Raw genomic sequence first — 23,268 nt, forward strand, 5'->3', positions numbered from 1 at the left:
ACTGATGTATTAGGCTAGTTGAACGACAAAGGTATCAACTCACACCACCCTGCCATCATCCATTTCAATGATCCTGTCCGTGCGCTTTGCGAAATCCTCATCGTGGGTGACCACCAATAAACTGCGCTTGTGTTCCGAAGCGATCCGTTGGAAGATCTCGAATACGATCTCGCTGTTCTTGCTATCCAGGTTACCGGTGGGTTCATCGCCCATGATGATGAGCGGATCATTGATCAACGCACGTGCGATCGCTACCCGCTGCTTCTGGCCACCGCTGATCTGGTTGGCACTTTTCAATGCTTGTTCACCGATATCCAATTCCTTGAGCAACTCCATGGCGCGGTGTTCAACTTCCGCCTTGCTTTTCTTACCCAGCTTCAAACCCGGCAACATCACATTGTGCAACACACTGAACTCCGTAAGCAAGTAATGGAACTGGAAAACGAAGCCGATCTTTTCATTGCGGATACGCGCCAACCGTGATCCCGACTTTCCACGGGTCGCTTCGCCATCGATGAGCAACTCGCCCTCGTAGTCCGTATCCATGGTACTGAGGATGTACAACAACGTGCTTTTGCCACAGCCGCTCTTTCCGGTGATGCTCACGAACTCCCCGCGCTTCAATTCCAACGAGACCTCCTTCAGCACTTTCACCGTAACCGGATCATGGAAGGACTTGCTCACCTTCACCACTTCCAATGCATTCACTTCACTGCTCATTTTCCGCGGATGATCTCTACTGGGTCTATCTGGCTGGCCTTACTGGCCGGGAACCATCCTGCCACCCAGGTGGTGAGCAAAGCAAAGGTTACTGCTATGACATAGTAACTGATCGAGTAGTCGATCGGGAAGGTGGTGATCGTTGGCAAAGCAGCTGTTACGAAAGGAGTGTTGTCGACCACTAATTGTAAGCCTATTCCAACTACCAATCCACCCACCGCTCCAACTATGCCGATGATGATGCTGAGCAACAAGAAGATCGTGCGCACATCGCTGCCATTGAAACCGGTTGCCTTGAGGATCGCGATCGCATCGAGCTTTTCATAGATCATCATGTTCAGGATGTTGTAGATGCCGAAGCCCGCTACGATCAACAGAACAATGCCCACTGCGTAGCTGATGATGTTGCGCACATCGCTACCTGTTTCGAACTGCGCATTTGCCGTTTGTATGTCGACGGCCTGCACACCAAAGCGCGATGTGAATTCCTTCGCCATGGCAGGCGCATCCGCAATGTCATGCAACTTCACATTGATGTCCGTGAGGTAACTTCCGGGGCGCACCAATAATTTCTGCACCGTCTTGATGTTCGCGAAGCACTGCACTTTGTCGTAGTCCGCCATACCACTTTGGAAGTAGCCCACCACGCGCAGCATTGCACGGTCGCCGGTTGCGGTGGTCACCTGCACCACATCGCCGATCTTTGCTTCCATCAGCTCCGCCAACCCTTTGCCCAGTACGATGGTGTTGTTGCTTGTCGCGAGATCGCTCGGATCACCTTGCACCAGGTAATCATTGAAGGTGTAGTACTGCACTTCCTTCATGACATCCACGCCGTTCACGATCCCGTTCAGATCAGTGGTGCCGATATTGAACAGCACCTGCGCTACCAGCCGTGGTGAAACAGCAAGCACACGTTCATCATTCTCTAATGCGGACATGATCGCCGTTGCATTGCGCAAACGCGGTAGGTCGTCCTTTGGTTTAATGCTACGGATGAAATGATGCGTGCTATCACCCGTGTGATGGAATGCTTTTTCGATGGGCTGCTCTGTTGAAGGATGCAGTTCATTGTACAAACGAACGTGCGGTGTCCGGTTCAGGATAAGACCATCCAACAACGTGTTCAAGCCGTTCATGAAACCCAAGAGCGTAACGAACATGGCAATGCTGAACATGACACCCACCGCTGCCACGATGCTCTGTCGCAACTTGGCCCGCAATAACGTAATGGCGATGTCGATCAGCAGTTGCATGGCCGCTGATCAAGGCTTGTAAAGTGTCGTGTTGGCATCTATGCCTTCCAAGATCTCCACCTGTTGCAGATCGCGTGCGCCGAGCTTTACGGCCTTCCGTTCGTCCTTACCGATGAGCACGAACCCATTGTCCACCACATAGCTTGCCGGCACGGTGAGTGCGTTCTCTTTCGTACGCAATACAATGCTCGCTTCCACCGTGAAATTCGGATACAACATAGCAGGCGTTTCCGTGAAACGTGCTTCCACTTTGAACGTGCGCGAGCGCTGATCCATGAGCGGGATGATGCGCGTGATCTCCGCCGCGAAGGCTTGATCCGCGTAACTATCCAACGTCACGTACACCATCTGACCGGGCTTTACTTGGCGGATATCATACTCGTCCACTTCCAATTCCAGGTACAGATCCGTTGCACTGCCGATCACCGCAACAGGCTTCTGCGTAGTGGCCAATTCACCGGGCTCGATCATGATGTCGTACACGATGCCATCGATCAAACTGCGCGGTGTGCGATCATCATTTCCTGCAGTGTTGATCGCCACGGTATTCCTTGCGATCTCCAGCTCGGTCCTTAGTTTATCGCGCGTTTCCATTATGGCCTTCTGTGTTCGCTGGTAAGCGGAACGACTGGAATTATAGGCCAATTCGCGCTGATCGAATTCTGAACGACTTCCGATCTCTTTCTCCCACAGTGCTTTCTGGCGCATGTAGTTGGCACTGTCCACGGCAAGCTTATCACGGGCCTGATCCATTGCGGTACTTAGTTGGCCGAGCACTGGGCCATCATCGCGCACGTTGCGCTCCAGATTGCGCAATTGTGCGAACGCATTGTTCGTGGCAAGGCTGCTCGTCCGGTCATCGATCCGCATGAGCGGCTGGCCGGCTTTAACGGTATCGCCTTCCTGCACCAAGAGCGCCAAGAGCGTCCCGTTCGCCGTCGGAATTACGTGATACTGCCCCGCCGCTTTTACTACGCCGCTTGCGTAAACACTTTCGGTGATCGTACCAATGGTAGGGGTGATGGTGTCTATGTCTTCTTTGCAACCTGTAAAGTACACGAGTGAAAGGACGATCAATGCGCGTGGTAACATAGAGCAAAGTTCGCGTATTCAAGGGCATGGAAGGTGACAGAGGTCACGCAAGATGAATCAATGTGCAGATGATCAGCACCGGGGCTCTGCGCCGTGACCGATCGGAAAAGTCTCATCTTTGCCACTATGTCCTCTACCCATAGCAGCAAAGCTCCTGAACCTGTTGGCCACTATCCGCACGCGCGCCGTGTTGGTGATCTGCTTTTTCTCAGTGGTGTCGGCCCACGGGAACGCGGCACCAAGAAGATCCCAGGGGTTGAGCTGGACGCGGATGGCGCCATCATTTCCTACGATATTGCAACGCAAGTGCGCAGTGTTTTCCAGAACGTGAAATGGATCCTGGAGGATGCAGGTTCTTCGTGGGACAAGATCGTGGATGTGACCGTGTACCTCACGAACATGAAGGATGATTTCGCGGAATACAACCGGCTGTGGAAGGAGCATTTCGAACATGACCCACCGTGCCGCACCACGCTTGAGATCAACTGCCTGCCCACTCCGATCGCGATCGAGCTGAAGGTGGTAGCGACGATCTAGCTAATGGAACGCTCTCCGGTTCAAGACCGGAGTGACATACACTGAAATAGCTGATGCGCGCGGATAATTGTACAACAGAACTTCGGGCATATTATTTCGAGCTTGTATAATGCTTGCGTGTTAGAGTGGGAAGTTGAGGTAGCTAGCCGCTGGGATGTAGCGAATAGTATCGCCTGCGAGCGAATCTTCGTTTTCCTTAAGTAGCATCTTATCGTAGCTGGGCTTCGCGTTCATCACGTGCGGGTTGAATTCCATTTCCGGTGTGGGCACTTTGATAACCTGCAATGCGCGGCCTGAGTGATCGCGGAATTGTTCCAGAATGCGCAGGTTCACTTCCATGCGTTGGTGCGTGATGTCTACGCTATCTTCGATGGAGCAGCTTGGGAGGCGTTTAGGAGGGATTGCGCCAGATGGTGGTGGGCCGCCTGGCCACACATTCTTACAAATAGGTCGCTATACTTGCCTGCAAATACCAGGTATCCGTGCGCAGCGTTCTGGTCCCGATGCCAAGTCTGTCCTTGTCGTCCAGCTTGATGTTGTTATAGTCTATGAAGGTGGCTTGCCCCCCCCATGTGCGGGCGAACCTCACTTCAAGGAAATATTTGCTGTGGCCTTGGATCAGTATGCCCGCCGCCGTGCCCCATTCCCAAGAGTTATCAGGATCGTAGTCTCTGCGTTGGAAGGCCTCCCCTTGGGACTCTGTGTCCAGAATATATCGGTTGCTGTATAGGCGCACCCCCCAGAAGACTTCAGCGTAGAACATGAACCGGCCTTGGATCGGACGGAAGCGTAGCATGGGCAGAATGGCGTAGCTCCGTCTTTTCAGATCAAGCTCACCGGTTGTATTCGCTAGGTTGTTCCATTTCACGGTGACGGTGGAGGTGGCATTCTCCAGCAATTCGTAACCGACCCCGACGCCGGCATCGAACGGCAATTCCTTGACATGGAAGGCGAAATGGAATCCAGCCCCCCAGAAGTGCTTTTGTGCATCAGCGAACTCGCCGAGGGGTTGCGCGTAGTGCCAGCCGAAACTGACCGTGGAATGGCGACTGCTGTCATCGTGTACGCGACTGTTGCCCGAGGAAGTCCGATCCGTGGTGTCCGCTTGGGCGTGGGTGTCCAGCGCGAGGCCCAGAGGAACCAGGGCGAGGAGGAGCGCCGCGGTATGGCGGGGGAGTTGAGCATCGTAAAGCATGAATACCTGTTGGTGGGTTAGGTGTGGTTGGGTATGTGATCCTCTTCTTCCCTCGGTCTATAAGAGCACCGACGGAAGCGTTGCAATAGTGCGATGAACAAAGATGTAGGAAACCGGTCATCCACGGGGTAGAACTTTCGTTAGGTGTCGATAGAGGCTCTGTCCCTTCCGGCCGATCGCAAAGAAAATGAGCAGGACCGGGTCAAGCAATACCGGAATACCGTGATATTGATCGTGAGCGCCCGGATGGTCTGATAGCACCTACATTTACCATCGTGCATGTTGACGTTTTCCCTCACCCATCCCTGCTAACAATGATCTCATCAAGCTTCTTCTTCCCCCTCCCTATTGCCCGGATCATAGCACCTTGTTCACGAGCCGTGCTCTTGCTCTTGGCGCTTCCGCATCTTCCCCAAGTGAACGCGCAGACCTCCGCGGTCGTGCATCAGTTCAACGTCACTGTCGCCGAGGAGCTCAAAACCGAACTGTCCGTCAATGATCGTTCGAGAAACGTGATGTCGGAGTTTTCAGTGGGTACGGCCTTGCCGGAAGAGCTGGTGGACTCCATGGCGGTGGATGCCGAACGGGCGCTGACGCAAAAGCTGGGTTTCCCTGTGCACATGTGCTGGACGAAGGGTAGACGCGGCACAGGCGCAGGCGGCTTCCTGGGCCCGCAGCTTATCGGCCTGCCGAACAACACGTTCAAATTGGCCAAGGAGTACTGCCAGGGTGAAACGCGGTTCATCGAATTGAATTGTATGATCGCCGACGGCGGGTCGGTAACGATCGGCGAGCGGAAAAAGCTGAAGCCTATGGTGACAATGACCATGCAGGTCTTCGATCCTGACAAGAAGGAGGTGATGGAGAAGAAAGTGAAGCTTAAAGACCTCGGCACGCTGCGCACGAGCACCGAGTATCGTGGGCCGGTGGAAACCAAGACCTCCGATACGCTCGGGCCGTACGATATCTATGGTATCTACCGCATGGCGTTGGCCGAGCTGATGCGGCAATAAAACGATCGGCAGCGACTGTACACTCAGAAATACTGCGCCGACCCCACCTGTAAGCGCCATGCATCGGTGCTTGAGGATCTGATATCCAACATGATCATTCATCCTTCCGCGTTCTATCTCTCATTGATCGCGCTGGTGACACTGCGCGCATTCTACGCGCCAAAGGATGGAGCGAAAAACACATGGCTTCGATCTGGGCATCGCAGTTCTGGTCTTGGTCGTCGCGGCATTCATTCCGGCGGGATCCAATGGTATGGCCATCCTGTTGGCCGTTGGTTTCCTGATGGGAACGATCGCTCTCGCTTCGTTATTGATCAGTCGTTTCGGACACGGGTTTACTTCGTTCTCTGGTAAATTCCTTGTGCTTTGTGTGCTCTCGTTAGTGGCCTTGTTTGTTGCCGCAGTGCCGCTGTTGCTTATGGCGTGGTGGGTGTCTTCGTTGTAATACACTTGCCAGGAGGATCTATTCAGAACGCGTGCAGCACGCTGCTTCCATTCGTGTGGAGGTCGCAATATGACTGACAGCTATTCAGGTTGGGCTTTGGGAACTGTGCAACCCGCGATCATCATTGTTAGCGCGATGAACGTCGCCAATACAAGCGATCTGCATCAGCAATAAGCCATGCGAGGTGACCTGTTCCCACTAAGAGCAACTATCACCAGAGGTCATGAACCGGTGTTCGCGGGAACGAGCCATTTTCATTTAATGATCTTCTGTCGGACAGTTTCGTTATTATTCAACACAAGCTCGATCACGTAAATTCCTTTCACTAAGTCGGCAATGTTCAATTTATCCTTGGATGAACCTTCGGAAATCATTAGTCGTCCTTGATCATCATAAATATTGACACGATCCAAGGCGTTCGTGTTCGTGATGAATAGCTCCTGCGAGACATTATCATAAGAAACGCTCAGAGGCTTTTGCGATTGACTTTCCTCAACGGAGATCGGCAGTGAATTATTTATGATGATGTTGGATGGTCCTGATCCTCCATCCGGATCCACATACGTTGCTGTCACCCATACCTCACCAATTATTGCTATTTCCATGGCAAAGGACATCTCTGTTGTTGTGGTAAGAATGACCGTATCCATTGTTACGTAAGAATAGTAATGCAATTCATAGTATTCCAATGTAGCGCTGGTGGAACTCGTGTCCGGAGCAGACCAACTGAATTGGGAGCAGTATGTTGGGCCAACCACGGGTTGCCCCGCACAATTACCACCTTCGAAGATCATGAAATAATGATAGATAAAGTCAAACCCGATCGGTTCAGGAAATTGTGGGAACGCCGAGATCGAGATAATAGTCAGCAAAAATCCAAGGACAGCTTTCATGATGTTATGTGTTTTGTAAATGCGTTCTACGGATCGATCATGCTCACAGCGGGTTACTGATGAGACCTGTGTTCAGTGTTCATATTGTTCGGCGATCAGGATATGAAAAGCATGAGCTTTGTTCGCCGGTAATCAGCTGCCGAAAGAATGTAGTACTTGCCTCCATATCGGTTGCTGACATCTGTGTTCGCCATGCTGTTCGGACAAATGCACCAGGTCTTATTGCTTCGGTGGTCAAAGGAGTTCAGAGCACTGTTGTTGCTTGAGCCTTGTCCTAACAGATACCGAATTTAGCAACGATCCGTTCACTTCTCCAAAGTTGGTCGGTGATGGAATACACCGGCAATGAATCCGTTCCCAGAACCGCGTGTGGATCAGACCATTTCCATTTGCCTTTTGGCAAGACGATCCAGAAACAGCTCCTAAGTCATAAGGAAAGGGGAATACCGGACCACCATTCATGTAGAAGAGCAGTTCGCCGTGGTCATCACCGATGGATGAGCAACTTTCGAGCACGATCATTTCCCTATTCAGTAGGGGCGCCGTTGTTCCGCTGTTGAGATCAATACTGGATCGATCGCCGAAATAACCAAAGCTCGCATTCTAAGCACACAACGAGGACAAGGCCAACAGGAGACCAATGAGCACTGCATGACCTTGGTATGTCATGTGTTACATTCAATCTGTGGTTGAATGAAAGAAGCTTACCGGCGAATGATCAAGCGTGCGGACCGTGGCTCAGAACCTACCACGCGCACCATCACCAAGTACAGTCCTTCTTTCCATTCAGCGGAAAGACCCAGTGGTTGCAGTGCGCCGAAATTGTTCACCTGTTCGGCATGCACGCGTTTGCCGGTGGCATCGAAGACCTCGATCACACCGCGTTTGCCGAAGAGGTCCGCACCGCATACGATGTTCACCCGATCGTTCACCGGGTTCGGGAACGCTGTAAGGATCACCGCATCGTTCGACGCGGATATCCCCGTGCTGATCCCGCTACTTGGATCGATACGCGTACCGTGGATGTTGTTGCCCTGCGTGGCCCAGAAGATGACGGCATTGCCATCGGAAGTGGGAAGCATGCGCACGTCACCGTAGAACGGAGCGTAGCTCGCTTCCGTCATCTTGTAGGCCGGGTTCCATACCGGTACACCGGAGCTATTGAGCAGCATCGCCTTGAAGCCCCCGCTCGCCTTGTGTACCACGTACGCTCCACCATCGGGTGTTGGTGCAATGCGGGCATGCGGGATGTAGGAGCTTTCCCGGATGGCCAATACGCCATCCACGGTCCAGAGCGGCTCACCGTTCAGGTCCATCTTCTGCGCGAAGAGGTCGGAGTTATCCGCCGGAGGGCGTGAATCGGACCATGCGAAATAAAGGTGACCTTCCTGCGCAACAACAGTAGGTCGTCGCTGTTGATCAGGCTGCACACAAACAGGCTTGATCGCGGGGCTCCAGGTGAGCGTACCACTGAGATCGACACGGCTCATGAGCACATCACCACTGTTATTCCACACCACCACCAAGCCATCGGTACCGTCGTACACTGCGGTGTACTCGCCATCGGAGATCCCGGCGGACCCAGCGGTAGGCGACACATTGTCGATCCATTGAAGATCGCCGCTGGCATTCACCCGCCGCACTTTGATCCCCGCACCGAGGGCATTCGCCGTGGCCCAGTGGATGAACATCCCACCGCTACCGTCCGGGTTAATGCCGTTCACCGCATAGCCGCTGCCGGGGATGTAGATCCCGTTGAAGCCATGCATCACCCCGCCTGATCCATCGACCACGTTATACGCTACGACCGGATTGGCGCCCTGGTGATCAGGCATCCACGTGACGAAGGCGCCATCGCCTCTGACCAGTACGCGTGGCGCGCCGATGTTGTACGCATTGGCGTCCACACGACCCGCAATAATGGCGGGTTGAGGCCATGTTGGGGCACCAGCTGCGTCCAACAATTGCGCCTTCAGTGTGTCGGTGCCGTGCACCCACGCGATGAAAAGTGAGCCTTGGTCCGTTAAGCAGATCGCGAAGTCGTTGACCTTCTTCACCGGATCGGCGATCAGCTGTCTGCCATCAACTTCCCAAAGCGCCACGCCGTCGGCATTCAGGTGTTGGCCATACACTTCCTCCTTCGTGTCGCTCACGCGCCCATCGAGCCAAAGTACATACCAGCCATCCGCCCCATCGCTTACCGCCTTTACGGTATTCTGCTCGTTCGCTGCTGCGCAGACCGCCAGCGGTGGGTCCGGGAAATTCGTCCATTGGGCGTTCGCGGCGAATGTCATGGTCATACAGGCGAGCAGGGCTGAAGTGGTCTTCATGATGATGGGTTATTGGCCACCAAGTGAAGGTCTTTCGCCACGGCATGAAAGAAGATCCGAGGGAACGGCAAGGGATCGAGGGAACGGTTCAGCTCCTCAGCTCCCGCGTAACCTCCTCCAACCGCCTCCGGCTTACTTCCACACGGGTGCCGTTGCGCAGCCGCACACGCCCTTCGCCATCAACACCATCCACATGTCGGCGGTTCACCAAGGAACTCTTGTGTACCCGGATGAAGCCAAGCGGCGTAAGCATGTCGTCGTAATCCTTCAACGTGCGTGCGGATATGAAACGACGTTCATCCGCAAGGTGCAATGCGGTGTAGTTATTATCGGCCTGGCACCAGGTAATATCGGCGGGGTCTATGGCGTGCGTGCGGTCGCCATGAGTGAGCGTGAGCTTCAACGCATTCTCTTCTTGCTGTTCAATGTTATTGAGGAAGTGTTGCTGCACCTCCGGTATCGCACTATTCCTGTTGGCGATATGCCGGTCGATCGCAGCACGCAACTCATCCGCCTGCACAGGTTTAAGCAAGTAATCCAAGGCGCTGAACCGAATGGCTTGGATGGCATAACGACTATGTCCTGTGGTAAAGATCACATCAAAGTCCCATCGCCCAAGTCTCTTCAATAATTCGAACCCCGTACCACCTGGCATTTCCACATCAAGAAAGACCAGTTGCGGTTTCTTCTCGGCGATCAGAGCCTCCGCATCGTTGATGTTATTCGCCACACCGAGCACATTCACTTCGGAAGCCACTTCATTCAATCGCGCACGCAGGAATTCCAATGCGTTCACTTCGTCGTCTATCTGCACAGCAGTGATCATGGCGGAAAGTTACTGCGGATCAATGTCCCTGACGTGAACTTGAAGCAGTACTAAAGGTTCTCGTTCAACACGACTTCAACGCGTGTTCCCTGTGGTTCGCATGCATCCATCAAGTCCGTGAATGTAACGCGACCACTTCCGCCTAGGCTATAGGAAAGGAGCTGAAGCCTCTCCGACGTGAGCTGCAACCCGATGCTGGCACTTCCATCGGGATGTTCACGCTGAGGTGCAGCTTGCCGCCCTACCCCATTATCCTCTACGGTACAGATCAGCTTTCCTTCCTTTTCCACGAACCGAACGGTCAATTTTTTATCGCCCTGTTTCGATGCAAGGCCATGCCAGATCGCATTCTCAACAAAGGGCTGTATGATCAATGATGGGACCAGGATCTCATCCATCGCATCGAGCAAGTTCGGTTCCGCATCCACGGTATGAACGAATCCATCCGCGAAGCGCAATGCCTCCAACTTGATGTATTGGCGCAGAAAAGCGAGCTCATCCTCCAGCGGAACAAGTTCCTTCAGACTATGATCAAGCACCATGCGCAACAGCCGTGCGAAGCCATCGAGATACGCGCTGGCACTTACGGTTTCACCTTTGTTCACAAGGTTATGAATGGCGTTGAGGCTATTGTAGATGAAGTGCGGATTCATCTGCGTGCGCAAGACCTTCAACTGTAGCAATCGGTTGATCTCCTCGATATGATCTTTTCGTTCATTCAATTCAACATTCAATCGTTCCAGAACTGTGGAGTAGTTGCGCTTCTGTCGCAGGTTGCGCCATACCAGCACGATCGCGAAAAGCAAAAGCAATGCGAACGCAAGGCTACCATAAAGCTGTAGGTTCTTTGCGTGCAACCGTTCAGCCTTCTCCTTGTTCTCTGCATCGAGCCGTTGGATCTCCTCTTCTTTCAATCGTGTCCCGAAGCTTGTTTCCAATTCCAGTAATTGTTCGTTCATGGACCGTTCGAACAGCGTGTCCTGTAGGTCCCGCGCATGCTTGATCCATTGGTATGCCCCATGAACATCACCGATGGAATCCAGAATGTCCGCTCGTATCTCGGCGAGTTCGATCGCAAGGTCCAATGCTGAACCGCTCACCTTGTTCAGTGAATCACTCTGGTCCAATGCAACGAGCGCTTCCCGATATCGTTCCGCATGCAATAAGGTCTGACCAAGGTTATTGTACATCCATGCCTTGTTGCGTGGATCCATGTTATCGGCTTCCGCAACTGCTTGCCGCCATAGCCGTTCGGCTTCCACATGCTGGCCTCTTTCACCAAGCGAGCTGGCCAGGTTACCAAGAAGGGCTTGGCGAGCAATGTGCTGTCGATCACCTAGCATACGCAGACCTTCGCGATAATAATACACGGCAGAGTCACGAACTTCCTGTCTGGAATGCATGCTGCCGATGCTGTTGAGCGCGAGCACCAGCTGCGTGGTATCCTTTCCGTATCGACGAGCTAAACCCAAATGATCGCGCCGATGATGGTCCGCCTCACCATAATGCCTTCCTTCCACATTCAGCTTGGTGAGCTGGTAGAGCGACTCCAACATGCGTGTGGTGTCCGCCAACGAGCGCGCGATCAAATAGGCTTGCTGCGCGTGGTCGGTAGCACCGCGCGGATCATCCTTCATCCCTAACGCAAATGCCAAATAGTATTCTGCATCGTAGCGCAAAGGCCCAGGATCAGGAGGCAGATCCTTCAACATACGACGCGTTATGATCTCAAGCGAATCGAATTCATCACGGGACTTGAGCGTCCGCAATTGTTCGACAGAAAAGGTATTGACCGCATTTTGACCGAAGCACAATTCTGCGCATCCCAGAGACACGATCACTAATAGCCCGGCCAGGATCTGTTCCGTTCGCATGGAAAGTTCGATCAAGATCAGTCTCCGCTTTTAGAACGCTCGCTCAACATGGCATTCAACTTCTCGCCGCCTTTGATACCGAAATCCATAGTGCGGATCGGGAACGGGATCATGATGTCGTTCTTATCATACGCCGCTTTGATCGCGACGATCGCTGCACTTTTCCTGCCTTTGTAATAGCCTTGGCTTTTGGAAGAGACCCAGAAACGCACCTCAAGGTTTATACTGCTATCACCGAACTCCTTGAAGAACAGTTCTACCTCGTGACCGGGCAACAGACCGTCCATGGTCTTAACTGCTTCGACCGTTACCGCTTCCACTTTCGCAAGATCATCCCCATAGCTCACGCCCAACTCCAGATCGATCCGCCGTTCTCCATTGCGTGTATAGTTGGTGAGTGCATTCTGGAAGATGTCCTTGTTCGGTATGATCACCTGTAGTCCCTGCAGATCGCGAAGCTCAGTTGTCCGAAGATCGATGCGTTCAACAACACCGAGTTTCCCGGCTACTTCCACTAGTTCGCCTGCACGAATAGGGCGCTGCACCGCCATGGCCACCCCACTTATGAAGTTGGCCGCAATGTCCTGGAACGCGAAACCAAGTGCCAAACCAATGATACCCGCACCTGCTAGAATGGAGGTGACCGTCTTGTCCAAATGCATCACACTTAGCGCTCCGAACAACCCAACCATCATCACCAACAAAGCAATTCCATCGGCGATCAGCCGACGCAAGGAAAGACCCAGCTTTGACCGTGCCAACATCTTCGAAATGAGCGACCTTACAAGTTTGGCCAGGAGCCAACCGAATACCACGATCGCTGCCGCCAGCAAGATGTTCGGGAGCAGTATGATGAGCTCCTTCAGCCAATGCAACAACTTTCCTTCTACTAGTGTTACCGCTTCATTCACATTCAACATGAGGTGCAAGTTAGACGCTGTTCGGTTTGATCATTTCACATTCTTTACACGCAACGCTTTTCTCTAGCTGATGTAGCCCATTAACAACCCCTGGAGATCTTTGTTCAGCACACCCCATTTGAACTCATGATTCGGCGTGAGGTAATCAAAGCCCGCGAACTTATTCTTGGTCACCGCCGGAAACCGCGCAATGGCTCCTCCACGGATGTATCCATGGAACCCTGCACGCTCTCCGACCATATCGACCCAACCAACAATGACGTAGTCCTTGGAAGCGGGGTCCTGATCCACCGGGTACCCATAGGTCCACTGATCAGACGGTGGTTTTGTGGTCGTCAACTTCGCTATCTTGATGTCGAACAATTTCCCGTTGATCTTAAAGTCGAATTGATCCGTACGCACTTTTGAGAAGTCGCTGGTATCACGCTCGAAGGTGATGTTGTATTGGACCAGCATGTGTTCGAATGCCAGTTCACCCAATGTGCCGAGCATCGCCTTCTCCAACCGTTTCTCACGGCTTAGTTTGAAACGCGAGTACAGATCGTTGCCCAACATCTGCTCCGCTTGGGCAAGTGCCTGTGTACGTGCACGATCGAAATCGAAGTCCGTTACCAGCATCGGTGCCGATCAATGCACTGTGTAGCTCGTGAAACCGGACTTGCTCTTGCTCTTCTTGAAAGCCCGGATCAATCGTTCGCGGCAAACATCCGCATACGTTGTGCAATTGAATGCACGCGCTGGATGATCAGCGGATAGTGCTTCCGGAAGTTGCACGAGGATCCATCGCCTGGGCACTCCATCTTCTTGCATCAACGCATCCACTGCTTCGCCCGTAGTGCCTGAACCGGCGAAGAAATCGAGAATGATGTCGTTCGGTTCCGGTGTCTGGAACCCCAACAGGTAGTTGATCAGTGATACCGGTTTCGGGAAGTCGAAGACCTTCGCACCGAAAAGCGCTTTCAAGTGTGCGGAACCGTTCTCGTTCGTTCCTACTCCTACTGCTGAGTTGATCAAGTTAGGTGGAACTTCCGGTGCGTAATCCGAACGTGTATAGGCGACCGAGAACGTACGTGTAGGGATGGAAATGAATGTTCCTTGAGCGATCTCCTCATCCAACTTTTTCTGTGACCAACGGAACCGTGCCTGTAGTTCGATCGGCTTTACGAAGAACCCCTTTTTGACTTCGGTGTCTGCCAACAGTTCTACCGTGTAGCTCTTCGAACCATACGTTCCTGCTGCAAGTTTGCCATCAGGAAGTTTGGTGGTGACCACATTCTTCGGGAAGACCAACTTTCCTACTTTATTACTCTGGTTCAACACCGTGTTCGCAGTACCCGCATATTTACGAATGCCACGGAACCGCTCGCCGTTCTTCACCTTTTGATAGCACACCACGTACTCCACCACCTTCTTGCTTTTCTTGCTGAGGTTCGCCGGCGTTTCAGTTTTCACCCATGCGAACAGATCCACCGAATTCGCATCACCGAATACCTCGGCCATCAGTACCCGCAAGTAGTGCACTTCGTTGTTATCGATGCTAACGAAGATCACGCCATCGTCACGTAACAATTCGCGTGCGAGGATCAGTCGCGGATACATCATGCTCAACCACTGACTGTGGTATCGGCCATCTCCATGCGGATCGTGTGCGGCTCCATTCGCATGATCCGATCGTTGCGCATACGTGGTACGGGTCTCGGAAAGATCATCCGCATAACCCATGTCCTTGCCCGTGTTGTACGGCGGATCGATGTAGATCGTCTTCACCTTACCGGTATAGTCCTTCTTCAGGATCTTCAACACCTCAAGGTTATCGCCTTCGATGAAGATGTTGCTCGTGCTTTTTTCATTCAACCCTTTTCCGGGCTGCGCTACCAGTTGTTTTGCTGAAGGCGCATTCGCAAGCATCCGAGCTGCACGCTTACCCGGCCACGAGAGGCCGAAGTGCTCGGCGTGATCCACTTCGGATCGTCCGTTACCGAACGCTATCGGATCTTCATCCGCTAGCGCTGCCGTATCTGTTCGTTTACCCTTGGCCATTCTACCCCGGAGAACTCTGTGTACCAAAGGGGTGCTCGAAGATCGGGAATTTTACGAAGTGGACGCTTTTGGCCGAAGTGGTAGAGGCCTATTTCGCGCTTCGTGCATTCCACGGCGACAGTAACGCTTTCGTTCAGCAATGCGAATGATCGCAGGACCATACACTATTGCACCTGCACAACTGAAGTTACACTACCGGACCAGTGAGAGGAAGGAGACCCTTCAACTACCCTCATAGTTTTCCGCTCAATCAGTGTGTGGACCACTCCCACCGGATCCGATAGTATGTACTTCGCCACTGCCCATTACGGTCGTTGTCAATGTTCCTTTGCAGTTCACGCTTACATCGCCAGAACCGGTAATGGTAACGTTCGCGGTACTTGTCGTTAGCTGTTCCAGATTCACATCACCAGAACCCACTACTGAGACCTCTACGTTCTCCGCACGGCCTCCGAACATTACGTCTCCACTGCCCGCAAGCGCAATGCTCATGGAACCGGATACTTCAACTTCCTCACCTTGGATATCTCCCGAACCGGCAAGCGCAACAGACAACTTCTCCAACCCCAAGAGTGATGCAAAATGAATATCACCCGAGCCTTTCAATTCCATTTCGAACATCTTCATGCCCTTGAGATCATCGATGTAGATATCCCCTGAACCGTTCAGTTGCACGCGTTCCAGATCCGGTAAGGTTATATGAATACCATGAGGCTCCTCGTTCTTGTAGTTCCTTACGATCTTGTAGTTCTTTTCTTTATAGCGGATCTCCAATACGTTCCCTTTCACGATCATCTCGATGTTCTCCAATTCCTCTGCAGTGCCTTGTGCACTTACGGTGTACGGAGCTTGCGCGATGTAGACTTCCAAGGGACCGAATACGTTCACTGCTGTGAAACCCTTTAGATCATAGGTCTTGGTCTCCGTTCTTGTACTCGTTGCTTTTTTTGAACTCGGCGCGGGTGGCGGTGGGGGCGGCGCTGTTGGCTCGATGGCCAATGGCTTTTCCGGTGCTGGTGTGGGAACCACAGGAATTGTTGGCGCAATGGGAATACGGACAGGTGCAGGGAGCGGTTCTTGTGGAACTTCCGCATTCGATTTCAACATGACAACTGCCTTGGTGGGCTCGCTGGGTGGCACATCCAATAGTACCTCAGCGGTTGGCTCGATCATCGGCACTTCATGTACGACCGGCTGCTGCTCTTGCACTGCAGTCCTTAGTGGTTCGCCGATGCCTGTGAAGAAATAGGCTGCTCCGGCAATGATCAATGCGCTTACTGAGGTCATGAGAATGGAGTTTAAATTGATGTGGCTGAACCACGATGTTGTTGGTTGAATGAGCGGGAATAACGTGACCATCTGGCTAACATCCTCCACCGATACTTCGGCAGGGAGGTCGCGCAACAGCTCCAGGGCTTTTTCGGTTCTGTCCTGCTGTGTCATAACATCAAGGTCTTTAGTGATCCCAATACTTCTTCGCCCACGGACTTCGCGCGCCCTTCCAACAACGCACGCAACTTCGCACGGCCCCTGCTCACTTTCGTCTTCACCGACCCTTCCGAACAGCCTTGGATCTGGGCGATCTCAGACATGGGAAGTCCGGAGACCTCGAACAACACCACCGCCTCGCGTTGGTCTTTCGGTAAACGATCCAATGCGGAATAAACGATCTCGACATCCACCAACATCTCTGCCGATGCACCGCGCTCTTTCAAGCGAATGGCCTGCTTTTCACAGATGGCCTCAGAACGCCTTTGAACGCGCCAGATACTGATGGACCTGTTGCGCGCCGCACGTACCAAATAGTGAAGCAGCTCTTCCTTCTTTTGGATGGTCTCGAACTTATGGTAGGTCGTTAACAGTACATCCTGCACGAGGTCCTCAGCGGGCATTCTGCCATAAGCCAGCGCTGAACAATAGCGCACGAATGGCTCGTGGCACGTTGCGTACGCTTGCATAAAGGCTGTCTGTTTTTCGTTGCTCACGATGGAGTGGTTTCAACAGTAAGTCGCAGAAGTCAGGTAAAGGTTACACCGCGGGCCCTGTGGGAATGTAAAATGTAAAATGATGAATGTTGAATGTTGAATGACAGCGCCTGCATGGACGAAGGGAAACGGTCTCCTGCGGGTATTCGACATGCAAGGACGCGTGATCACTTCAACGACCGTAAAAGGCAATGGCACATTCCAGTTCGTAACTTCAGATCATGCGGCTGGTGCCTACCGCGTGAGCATCGAAATGAACGACGCACCTGCATTGAGCTCATCGTTCGTCGTCGTTCACTAAGACCGATCGCACCACGTGCAATGTGCCTTGTACTACTGCCTCTTACCGGTGTCCGGTTGCGGCTTCGCTTACGTTGATCACGTGGTCACCCACTTTCTCGCATGAGGAGAAAAGGTCGCTGTAGACCAGGCCGCTCCTTACGTTGTAGTCGCCGGCCTCGATGCTCTTCAAATGCGCTTCACGCAGTTCGTCACGACGCTTGTTGATCAGTTGCTCCAACTCGAACGCCTGATCGAAGTACATCGAATCCTCTACATCAAGGTTCTTACACATTACGCCCAGTGCTTTTTCCAGAAGCTCGAACATGCCCAATATATGTTCGCGCTGTTGCGGTGTGAACCAGAGCTGCTCTTCTTCCTTGCGGCTGATCACCATGCTCATCTGGAAATAGATGTCGGCGATGCGCTCCATGTCGTTCACCTCCGAGAGCATGTTGCGGATCTTCATGGAAAGGCTCCCACTCAATTCGCCTTGTGATACGCTGGTCAGGAAGTTAATGACCTCCACTTCCATGCGATCGCTGATCTCTTCGTACTTCCTTATTTTCTTGTACAGCTTGAGCTTTGCTTTGGTCTCGGTCTCGGTGAGCAGGCGCGTTACCATCTTGTTCATTTTAGAGACCAACTTACCGAAGCGTGCTATCTCCCTGCTCGCCTCGATCACGGATAACTCCGGCGTATTCACCACACCTGATCCAATGTACTCCAAGTGGAATTCCTCATCCTCATCCGTCTTGCTCGGCACGGACCAGATGGATGCTTTTACCAATGGACCCACGAAACCGATGAGCAGGAACATGTTCACCAGGTTGAAGAAGCTATGGAAATAGGACAGTGCCAATGGGATGGCTTCCGGTGCATCGTTCGTGTCACTGTACGGACTGGCGTTACCCATCACATCCACCGAGAACCACGTGATCCAAGGCAGCACGTAAGGCACCAGAAATACCATCCACGATACGCCGATCAGGTTGAACAAACTGTGAATGCGCGCAGAACGTTTCGCATGCACATTGCCCACCATGGAAGCCAGTTCCGCAGTGACGGTGGTTCCGATGTTCTCACCCAGGATCATGGCTGCTGCTACCTCGAACGGGATCCACCCATTGGCAGTCATCACGAACGTAAGCGTCATGGCCGCGCTGGATGATTGGATGATGATCGTCAACAACGCACCAACACCAACGAACATCAAACGGGATAATAAACTCGGATGCGCGTATGCACTTAAGAACTGCAATAGCTCCGGGCTTTCGCTGAGGTCCGGAACGGAATCCTTCAATGCAGCCAAGCCCAGGAACAGGAGCGCAAAGCCCATCAGGAATTCTCCCCATGACTTAATGGATGCCTTCCGGAAAAAGAGCATGGGCAACGCGAACGCCATCAACGGAATGGCAATGGCCGATATCTTGAACTTGAATCCCAAGTAGCTGACCAACCAACCGGTGACCGTGGTGCCGATGTTGGCGCCCATCATGACGCCCGCGCTTTGTAACAGCGAGATCAGTCCGGCGTTCACGAAGCTCACGGTCATTACCGTTGTGGCCGATGAGGATTGCAAGAGTCCGGTGATCAAGAATCCGGTAAGCACACCGAAGAACCGGTTGCGCGTCATGGTGCCCAGGATCTGCCGCAGCTTTTTGCCCGCAGCCTTCTGGATGCCTTCGCTCATGATCTTCATACCGAAGATGAAAAGACCGAGCGAACCGATGACCGTCAGAATACTTACGGTTGTGCTCCAGTAGGGTGAAATGTCCATGAGGGAAAAGGTCGTTTCGGGCAGCAAAATACCGCAACGCGTATGTTATGAGCGTGTTGCCCATGTTACCATTGTGTTAAGACTGCCCAATACGATCGCTGAATGTGAACGGACCGGAGCTGTAGCGCTTCTTACGCTCCTGCGGCTTTGGAGCTCTTGGTGCCATCATTCAGCGGAACGTGTTGAATTTCGAAGTAGTCCCAAGCGTGTAAAGGTTTTGTTACCATTGTGGTGGGATCCACGGCACCGTAACCGATCCCGAACAATGAACCATCAAGATCCTTATCCTGAGCAACGCATGGCGTTCAAGCGACCTTTCTTTCTGGTGATCTTTTCATTTTCATCTTTCATTCGCACATGACCAACGCGCAGGTCGATGTTACGAATACTACACTCGGGAATGGACTACGCTTTTTAACAAAGGACTCAACGTTCTATGTGCAGTTCCGTTTACGGATACAACCGAATTTCACCGGCACGTATGTGGATGCAACGAACAGCTTTCAAGAAGACTGGTCCATACGCCGCTGTCGCGCCAAATTGGATGGGTGGGTGTTCTCTCCAAAACTGGTCTATAAGTTGGAGTATGACCTTGCGGGTAATTACATCCGCGATGCGGTGATCAAATGGAACTTCGCAGGCCAATTCCACCTCTGGTTCGGGCAGGCAAAACTTCCGGGAAATATCCAACGCATCACGTCTTCGCAGACCATGCAATTGGTGGACCGTTCGATCATGAACACCCAGCTGAACCTTGATCGTGAAATGGGCGTGCAACTGCACCACAGCCTGCTTCTTGGCAACATGCCATTGCATTGGGCTCTTGCCTATAGCCAAGGTGATGGTATCCGCGACCGTGGTAGAAGTACCGGTGGTGAATTCACCGCGCGTGTGGAAGCTTTTCCGTTGGGCACGTTCTTCAATGACGGGCGAACCACCGAGACCGATATGGAACGGGAACGTACGCCCAAGATCCTGATCGGACTGGCGTACGACCATAACGCGAATGGTTTCCAGGACCGTGGATCATGGGGCACCGTGCTAACAGAGACCCGAAGCCTACAGGCCTTCTTCGCCGATATCACATTCAAATACCGAGGTATCTATTTCTTGGGCGAGTACGGTCATAAAGAAGCAACGGATGGATCGCCGAGCGTGTTCGATAGTGCGGGCATACGCACGGGTGCAGTCCGCACTGGCTACGGATACAACCTGCAAGGCGGCTACCTCTTCAAGAACAATTGGGAATTGGCCGGACGCTACAGCGCGTTCGAACCGGAAAAAGAAACCGGCAGAACACCGCTCACCGAGAGCACGTTCGGTATTTCCAAATACGTTTCTGGGCATAACCTCAAGGTGCAGCTGGACTTCTCCTTGCTCACGGAACAGTACCGTCCGGATGCCTACCGCAGTCGGTTGCAAGTGGAGTTGGCGTTCTAGCGAGAACGGATCAGCACATCAATGCTGAATACATGCAGCGTGCATTCCTCTCCTTTCAACGCACCAAGCTATTCCGCAACTGCGTGTTGGTAGGACTTGTTCCGCTTACAGGGCTATAGCCTCTTAAACTTTTGTATTCATTGAAACTCAAATCCTGCGACTCTTTCCGGGTCGAAAGACGGGTATCGTATTCTGTTTTACTAATCTATACGACCCATTTCAGGGTCGAAGCATCTGCATTATTCGACCCTGAAATGGGTCACAGAAATTAGATCGCGGCCATGCCCAGCAAGCATTTCGACCCAGAAAGGGTCGCAGAAATACGGTTGCCTGAACTTTAAGAGGCGATAGCCCTGGTTCCGCTTACCGCGTATCATCCCGCTAACGTTAAATTAGGACAATCTTGTCTGAAATAGGATTAGCACGGTAACTTTGTGTTCCATAAGCACTAAACCTTACTACGATGTCAACCGCAAAAGCAACCGCCCAATGGAAGGGCACGATCAAAGAAGGAGAAGGCACCATGCGCTTCACCGGATATGAAGGAGCTTACACCTTCGCATCCCGTTTCGAGGGTGGAGGCGGAACGAACCCGGAAGAACTTGTGGGTGCCGCACACGCAGGTTGTTTCAGCATGTACCTGTCGCTGTTGCTCACCGAGGAAGGTTTGAGCCCTACCAGCATTGATACCACCGCGCAAGTGACCATTGCCAAAGATGACACTGGTCCGCACATCACCACGATCACCCTGCACTGTAAGGTGAAATGCACTGGCCTTGATGCAGCAAAATTGAAGGCACTGGGTGCCACTACCAAGGAGAAGTGTCCTATCTCTCGCCTCTATGCAGGAGGCACCGCCAAGATCACAGCGGAAACAGAACTCGTGAACTAAAAACAACAATGGAAACAAAAGCAAAACCAGAATTGAAACCACTCCACGTGGGCGAACAATTCAAAATGCTGCAGGTCACGGCCGTCGCTGGAGCCTTCATGCCTGAACATTATTGCACCAGTGAGGCCATCGTTTCGGTCAGCGAAGGATCCGCCACCATTGAGATGAAGGATGGTAACACGGAGTTGGCAGCAGGCTCCAGTTTTCTGATACCTGCTGGCAAACCCCATTCACTGCGGATAGGCCATACCTTTAAAGCCACGGTGGTGATGGAGCGCAACGCGACGTTGGAATTTTAACCCGTATTAAACCTGAGGTGATGTACAACTACGACACGGTTACCGAAGCGATCAAGGGTCTGAAGCAACGGGGATACACCTTGGACTTCAATGCCCAGGCTGATGAGGAATGTCTAGTGTGCCACGACACTTCGTTGAACCTGCGACCGGAGGAGTTCCAGATCGACGAGGTCTATCGCTTCGAGGGCAATTCCGATCCCGGTGATGAAATGATCGTCTATGCCGTTTCATCCGAACTGCACACCGTGAAAGGTGTTGTGGTGAATGCTTTCGGAACCTATTCCGATGGCGCCATGGCAGCGATCGTAAAGCACCTGCACCGGCACCACACGTAAGAATAACACGATGGGCGCGATAGAGCAATACATCGTTTGCATCACCACGCCACTGGAAGTTTCAAGGGCCCGGCACCCTACTGCCCGTGCGTTGTCCGTGCGCTCATGAAGCGATCGACAACACGATCCTTGACCGAATAGGAGCGTGACCGGAGCGACCGCTGAACGCTGTTGCACCGCTGCATGAAGGAACACGTAAACCGTGACCTTGCACCACTACCCTGGTCGCGAAGTGTGCATACTTCGCATGTAGCAGATCACTAGAACACTGCTCAGCTAACGCGCAGCTGCATCGGCCGTGGGCCAACTGTATTCAGGTACGCGGTAAAGCCGAATAGGAACAACACCTAACGAACGAACCAATGGAGAACGAACACGACCACCTGTTCCCTAAAGCCACACGTGAAGGGATTCAGATGCAGGAACGCTTGGCGCCTGCTGCCATGGAAGCGTGGCGCAATTTCAGCCGTACCGTATTGCAGGAAGGTGCCCTGCCCGCTAAGACCAAGCAGCTTATTGCACTGGCCATCGCGCACGTTACGCAATGTCCTTATTGCATACGATCGCATACCAAGGATGCCATGCGCAAAGGAGCCACCAAAGAAGAAATGATGGAAGCGATCTGGATCGCTGCCGAAATGCGCGCAGGTGCAGCCACAGCACATGCCGCCATCGCCATCGATGAAATGATGAAACAGGAACAACACGGCTGAGCAGCATGGAACTGCTCCACTAGTTACTCCGTGCTCTACTCCTTCCGGCGATCTTCCGTGTTCGCCAAAGACCTACCAACGCGATCAACAGCCAAGCGAACTCAAGGATGATGAAGCCCCAGGCCATCATGCCGATCGCGTCGATGAGCAATAGTAACGAGCCTAGTATGTTCAACAGAAGGTAGGGCGCCGCTTTCGCATTCAGCCAACCGAACTGTCCCGCACCGAAAGCGGTGAGCTGCAAGGCAGCACCTATAAGCTGAGGGATCTGTTGTGCTAGATCGTTCATGTTCGTTGTCTTGAGGAGTGTATTCCGCTTTTGCCATTTGGATCAACTTCACTGTATGTGGCGTTGCATGCATTGACCTGAAATAGGTTGCGCAGAAGATGCGATCCAGAACGCC

Annotated in this window: 26 protein-coding genes; 10 read left to right on the plus strand and 16 right to left on the minus strand. The window is 52.7% G+C overall.

What is annotated here, in order from left to right; translation table 11 throughout:
- Positions 1 to 39 precede the first annotated feature (39 nt).
- Genes IPF95_03430 through IPF95_03440 form a run of 3 tightly spaced genes read right to left on the minus strand, consistent with a single transcriptional unit; the run spans position 40 to position 3,068 of the window.
- On the minus strand, positions 40 to 720 hold the full coding sequence (locus tag IPF95_03430) for an ABC transporter ATP-binding protein (protein ID MBK6473745.1): 681 nt from the start codon (positions 718 to 720) through the stop codon (positions 40 to 42).
- On the minus strand, positions 717 to 1,976 hold the full coding sequence (locus tag IPF95_03435; GenBank protein ID MBK6473746.1) for an ABC transporter permease: 1,260 nt from the start codon (positions 1,974 to 1,976) through the stop codon (positions 717 to 719). The genes IPF95_03430 and IPF95_03435 overlap by 4 nt, the downstream gene beginning before the upstream one ends.
- Positions 1,977 to 1,985: 9 nt before the next feature.
- Positions 1,986 to 3,068 (minus strand): efflux RND transporter periplasmic adaptor subunit, encoded by a 1,083-nt coding sequence (locus IPF95_03440; GenBank protein ID MBK6473747.1) that lies wholly within the window; start codon positions 3,066 to 3,068, stop codon positions 1,986 to 1,988.
- Positions 3,069 to 3,194: 126 nt separating this feature from the next.
- Here IPF95_03440 and IPF95_03445 point away from each other — a divergent pair, with 126 nt between their 5' ends.
- Positions 3,195 to 3,605 (plus strand): RidA family protein, encoded by a 411-nt coding sequence (locus IPF95_03445; GenBank protein ID MBK6473748.1) that lies wholly within the window; start codon positions 3,195 to 3,197, stop codon positions 3,603 to 3,605.
- Positions 3,606 to 3,725: 120 nt separating this feature from the next.
- Here the strand turns inward: IPF95_03445 and IPF95_03450 are convergent, their stop codons facing one another.
- Together IPF95_03450 and IPF95_03455 are read right to left on the minus strand one after the other, a co-directional pair.
- Complete coding sequence (locus IPF95_03450) at positions 3,726 to 3,944, minus strand: hypothetical protein (GenBank protein MBK6473749.1); 219 nt, start codon at positions 3,942 to 3,944, stop codon at positions 3,726 to 3,728.
- 100 nt (positions 3,945 to 4,044) lie between these two features.
- Entirely contained in the window at positions 4,045 to 4,539 is a 495-nt protein-coding gene (locus IPF95_03455) for a hypothetical protein (GenBank protein MBK6473750.1), read from the minus strand.
- Between the two features lie 21 nt (positions 4,540 to 4,560).
- Here IPF95_03455 and IPF95_03460 point away from each other — a divergent pair, with 21 nt between their 5' ends.
- From IPF95_03460 to IPF95_03470, 3 genes are all read left to right on the plus strand, one after another.
- Positions 4,561 to 4,821: a hypothetical protein gene (locus IPF95_03460; protein ID MBK6473751.1), complete on the plus strand. Its 261-nt coding sequence runs from the start codon at positions 4,561 to 4,563 to the stop codon at positions 4,819 to 4,821.
- Between the two features lie 395 nt (positions 4,822 to 5,216).
- Positions 5,217 to 5,813 carry a hypothetical protein gene (locus IPF95_03465; protein MBK6473752.1) on the plus strand — a complete coding sequence of 199 codons (597 nt, stop codon included), beginning with the start codon at positions 5,217 to 5,219 and terminating at the stop codon, positions 5,811 to 5,813.
- 166 nt (positions 5,814 to 5,979) lie between these two features.
- Positions 5,980 to 6,258 (plus strand): hypothetical protein, encoded by a 279-nt coding sequence (locus IPF95_03470; GenBank protein ID MBK6473753.1) that lies wholly within the window; start codon positions 5,980 to 5,982, stop codon positions 6,256 to 6,258.
- 254 nt (positions 6,259 to 6,512) lie between these two features.
- Here IPF95_03470 and IPF95_03475 read toward each other — a convergent pair whose 3' ends face one another.
- The 9 genes from IPF95_03475 to IPF95_03515 all read right to left on the minus strand — a co-directional run bounded on the left by IPF95_03475 (position 6,513) and on the right by IPF95_03515 (position 17,126).
- Entirely contained in the window at positions 6,513 to 7,151 is a 639-nt protein-coding gene (locus tag IPF95_03475; GenBank protein ID MBK6473754.1) for a T9SS type A sorting domain-containing protein, read from the minus strand.
- A 704-nt stretch (positions 7,152 to 7,855) separates the two neighbouring features.
- Entirely contained in the window at positions 7,856 to 9,481 is a 1,626-nt protein-coding gene (locus tag IPF95_03480; GenBank protein MBK6473755.1) for a T9SS type A sorting domain-containing protein, read from the minus strand.
- An 88-nt stretch (positions 9,482 to 9,569) separates the two neighbouring features.
- Positions 9,570 to 10,307, minus strand: a complete 738-nt coding sequence (locus tag IPF95_03485; GenBank protein MBK6473756.1) for a response regulator transcription factor — start codon at positions 10,305 to 10,307, stop codon at positions 9,570 to 9,572.
- A gap of 50 nt (positions 10,308 to 10,357) precedes the next feature.
- Positions 10,358 to 12,181: a histidine kinase gene (locus IPF95_03490; protein MBK6473757.1), complete on the minus strand. Its 1,824-nt coding sequence runs from the start codon at positions 12,179 to 12,181 to the stop codon at positions 10,358 to 10,360.
- A 17-nt stretch (positions 12,182 to 12,198) separates the two neighbouring features.
- On the minus strand, positions 12,199 to 13,101 hold the full coding sequence (locus tag IPF95_03495; protein MBK6473758.1) for a mechanosensitive ion channel: 903 nt from the start codon (positions 13,099 to 13,101) through the stop codon (positions 12,199 to 12,201).
- A gap of 63 nt (positions 13,102 to 13,164) precedes the next feature.
- Positions 13,165 to 13,719 (minus strand): hypothetical protein, encoded by a 555-nt coding sequence (locus IPF95_03500; GenBank protein ID MBK6473759.1) that lies wholly within the window; start codon positions 13,717 to 13,719, stop codon positions 13,165 to 13,167.
- A 9-nt stretch (positions 13,720 to 13,728) separates the two neighbouring features.
- Positions 13,729 to 15,141: a site-specific DNA-methyltransferase gene (locus IPF95_03505; GenBank protein MBK6473760.1), complete on the minus strand. Its 1,413-nt coding sequence runs from the start codon at positions 15,139 to 15,141 to the stop codon at positions 13,729 to 13,731.
- A gap of 246 nt (positions 15,142 to 15,387) precedes the next feature.
- The gene (locus IPF95_03510) at positions 15,388 to 16,584 is read right to left on the minus strand and encodes a DUF2807 domain-containing protein (GenBank protein MBK6473761.1); all 1,197 of its coding nucleotides are present in this window, start codon (positions 16,582 to 16,584) and stop codon (positions 15,388 to 15,390) included.
- Positions 16,581 to 17,126, minus strand: a complete 546-nt coding sequence (locus IPF95_03515) for an RNA polymerase sigma factor (GenBank protein ID MBK6473762.1) — start codon at positions 17,124 to 17,126, stop codon at positions 16,581 to 16,583. Before IPF95_03515 ends, IPF95_03510 begins: the two co-directional genes overlap by 4 nt.
- 100 nt (positions 17,127 to 17,226) lie before the next feature.
- Here IPF95_03515 and IPF95_03520 point away from each other — a divergent pair, with 100 nt between their 5' ends.
- Complete coding sequence (locus tag IPF95_03520; GenBank protein ID MBK6473763.1) at positions 17,227 to 17,427, plus strand: T9SS type A sorting domain-containing protein; 201 nt, start codon at positions 17,227 to 17,229, stop codon at positions 17,425 to 17,427.
- 42 nt (positions 17,428 to 17,469) lie between these two features.
- Here the strand turns inward: IPF95_03520 and IPF95_03525 are convergent, their stop codons facing one another.
- Positions 17,470 to 19,185 (minus strand): Na/Pi cotransporter family protein, encoded by a 1,716-nt coding sequence (locus IPF95_03525; protein MBK6473764.1) that lies wholly within the window; start codon positions 19,183 to 19,185, stop codon positions 17,470 to 17,472.
- 357 nt (positions 19,186 to 19,542) lie between these two features.
- Here IPF95_03525 and IPF95_03530 point away from each other — a divergent pair, with 357 nt between their 5' ends.
- The 5 genes from IPF95_03530 to IPF95_03550 all read left to right on the plus strand — a co-directional run bounded on the left by IPF95_03530 (position 19,543) and on the right by IPF95_03550 (position 22,864).
- Positions 19,543 to 20,625, plus strand: coding sequence for an FmdC precursor (locus IPF95_03530; GenBank protein ID MBK6473765.1), 1,083 nt, complete (start codon positions 19,543 to 19,545; stop codon positions 20,623 to 20,625).
- 463 nt (positions 20,626 to 21,088) lie between these two features.
- Complete coding sequence (locus tag IPF95_03535) at positions 21,089 to 21,517, plus strand: OsmC family peroxiredoxin (protein MBK6473766.1); 429 nt, start codon at positions 21,089 to 21,091, stop codon at positions 21,515 to 21,517.
- Between the two features lie 8 nt (positions 21,518 to 21,525).
- Positions 21,526 to 21,816 carry a cupin domain-containing protein gene (locus IPF95_03540; protein MBK6473767.1) on the plus strand — a complete coding sequence of 97 codons (291 nt, stop codon included), beginning with the start codon at positions 21,526 to 21,528 and terminating at the stop codon, positions 21,814 to 21,816.
- A 20-nt stretch (positions 21,817 to 21,836) separates the two neighbouring features.
- The gene (locus IPF95_03545) at positions 21,837 to 22,151 is read left to right on the plus strand and encodes a phosphoribosylpyrophosphate synthetase (protein MBK6473768.1); all 315 of its coding nucleotides are present in this window, start codon (positions 21,837 to 21,839) and stop codon (positions 22,149 to 22,151) included.
- Between the two features lie 362 nt (positions 22,152 to 22,513).
- Positions 22,514 to 22,864 (plus strand): carboxymuconolactone decarboxylase family protein, encoded by a 351-nt coding sequence (locus IPF95_03550; GenBank protein ID MBK6473769.1) that lies wholly within the window; start codon positions 22,514 to 22,516, stop codon positions 22,862 to 22,864.
- Positions 22,865 to 22,883: 19 nt separating this feature from the next.
- Here IPF95_03550 and IPF95_03555 read toward each other — a convergent pair whose 3' ends face one another.
- Entirely contained in the window at positions 22,884 to 23,153 is a 270-nt protein-coding gene (locus IPF95_03555; GenBank protein ID MBK6473770.1) for a hypothetical protein, read from the minus strand.
- Positions 23,154 to 23,268: the final 115 nt, after the last annotated feature.

This window comes from Flavobacteriales bacterium (assembly GCA_016704485.1).
In the GTDB taxonomy this organism is placed as follows: domain Bacteria; phylum Bacteroidota; class Bacteroidia; order Flavobacteriales_F; family PHOS-HE28; genus PHOS-HE28.

Excerpts from the sequence above, each read along its gene's own strand:
- IPF95_03430 (MBK6473745.1), bottom strand. The coding sequence starts at position 720 with ATGAGCAGTGAAGTGAATGCATTGGAAGTGGTGAAGGTGAGCAAGTCC.
- IPF95_03435 (MBK6473746.1), bottom strand. The coding sequence starts at position 1,976 with ATGCAACTGCTGATCGACATCGCCATTACGTTATTGCGGGCCAAGTTG.
- IPF95_03440 (MBK6473747.1), bottom strand. The coding sequence starts at position 3,068 with ATGTTACCACGCGCATTGATCGTCCTTTCACTCGTGTACTTTACAGGT.
- IPF95_03445 (MBK6473748.1), top strand. The coding sequence starts at position 3,195 with ATGTCCTCTACCCATAGCAGCAAAGCTCCTGAACCTGTTGGCCACTAT.
- IPF95_03450 (MBK6473749.1), bottom strand. The coding sequence starts at position 3,944 with ATGGAAGTGAACCTGCGCATTCTGGAACAATTCCGCGATCACTCAGGC.
- IPF95_03460 (MBK6473751.1), top strand. The coding sequence starts at position 4,561 with ATGGAATCCAGCCCCCCAGAAGTGCTTTTGTGCATCAGCGAACTCGCC.
- IPF95_03470 (MBK6473753.1), top strand. The coding sequence starts at position 5,980 with ATGGAGCGAAAAACACATGGCTTCGATCTGGGCATCGCAGTTCTGGTC.
- IPF95_03475 (MBK6473754.1), bottom strand. The coding sequence starts at position 7,151 with ATGAAAGCTGTCCTTGGATTTTTGCTGACTATTATCTCGATCTCGGCG.
- IPF95_03480 (MBK6473755.1), bottom strand. The coding sequence starts at position 9,481 with ATGAAGACCACTTCAGCCCTGCTCGCCTGTATGACCATGACATTCGCC.
- IPF95_03485 (MBK6473756.1), bottom strand. The coding sequence starts at position 10,307 with ATGATCACTGCTGTGCAGATAGACGACGAAGTGAACGCATTGGAATTC.
- IPF95_03490 (MBK6473757.1), bottom strand. The coding sequence starts at position 12,181 with ATGCGAACGGAACAGATCCTGGCCGGGCTATTAGTGATCGTGTCTCTG.
- IPF95_03495 (MBK6473758.1), bottom strand. The coding sequence starts at position 13,101 with ATGTTGAATGTGAATGAAGCGGTAACACTAGTAGAAGGAAAGTTGTTG.
- IPF95_03500 (MBK6473759.1), bottom strand. The coding sequence starts at position 13,719 with ATGCTGGTAACGGACTTCGATTTCGATCGTGCACGTACACAGGCACTT.
- IPF95_03505 (MBK6473760.1), bottom strand. The coding sequence starts at position 15,141 with ATGGCCAAGGGTAAACGAACAGATACGGCAGCGCTAGCGGATGAAGAT.
- IPF95_03510 (MBK6473761.1), bottom strand. The coding sequence starts at position 16,584 with ATGACACAGCAGGACAGAACCGAAAAAGCCCTGGAGCTGTTGCGCGAC.
- IPF95_03520 (MBK6473763.1), top strand. The coding sequence starts at position 17,227 with ATGACAGCGCCTGCATGGACGAAGGGAAACGGTCTCCTGCGGGTATTC.
- IPF95_03525 (MBK6473764.1), bottom strand. The coding sequence starts at position 19,185 with ATGGACATTTCACCCTACTGGAGCACAACCGTAAGTATTCTGACGGTC.
- IPF95_03530 (MBK6473765.1), top strand. The coding sequence starts at position 19,543 with ATGACCAACGCGCAGGTCGATGTTACGAATACTACACTCGGGAATGGA.
- IPF95_03535 (MBK6473766.1), top strand. The coding sequence starts at position 21,089 with ATGTCAACCGCAAAAGCAACCGCCCAATGGAAGGGCACGATCAAAGAA.
- IPF95_03540 (MBK6473767.1), top strand. The coding sequence starts at position 21,526 with ATGGAAACAAAAGCAAAACCAGAATTGAAACCACTCCACGTGGGCGAA.
- IPF95_03545 (MBK6473768.1), top strand. The coding sequence starts at position 21,837 with ATGTACAACTACGACACGGTTACCGAAGCGATCAAGGGTCTGAAGCAA.
- IPF95_03550 (MBK6473769.1), top strand. The coding sequence starts at position 22,514 with ATGGAGAACGAACACGACCACCTGTTCCCTAAAGCCACACGTGAAGGG.
- IPF95_03555 (MBK6473770.1), bottom strand. The coding sequence starts at position 23,153 with ATGAACGATCTAGCACAACAGATCCCTCAGCTTATAGGTGCTGCCTTG.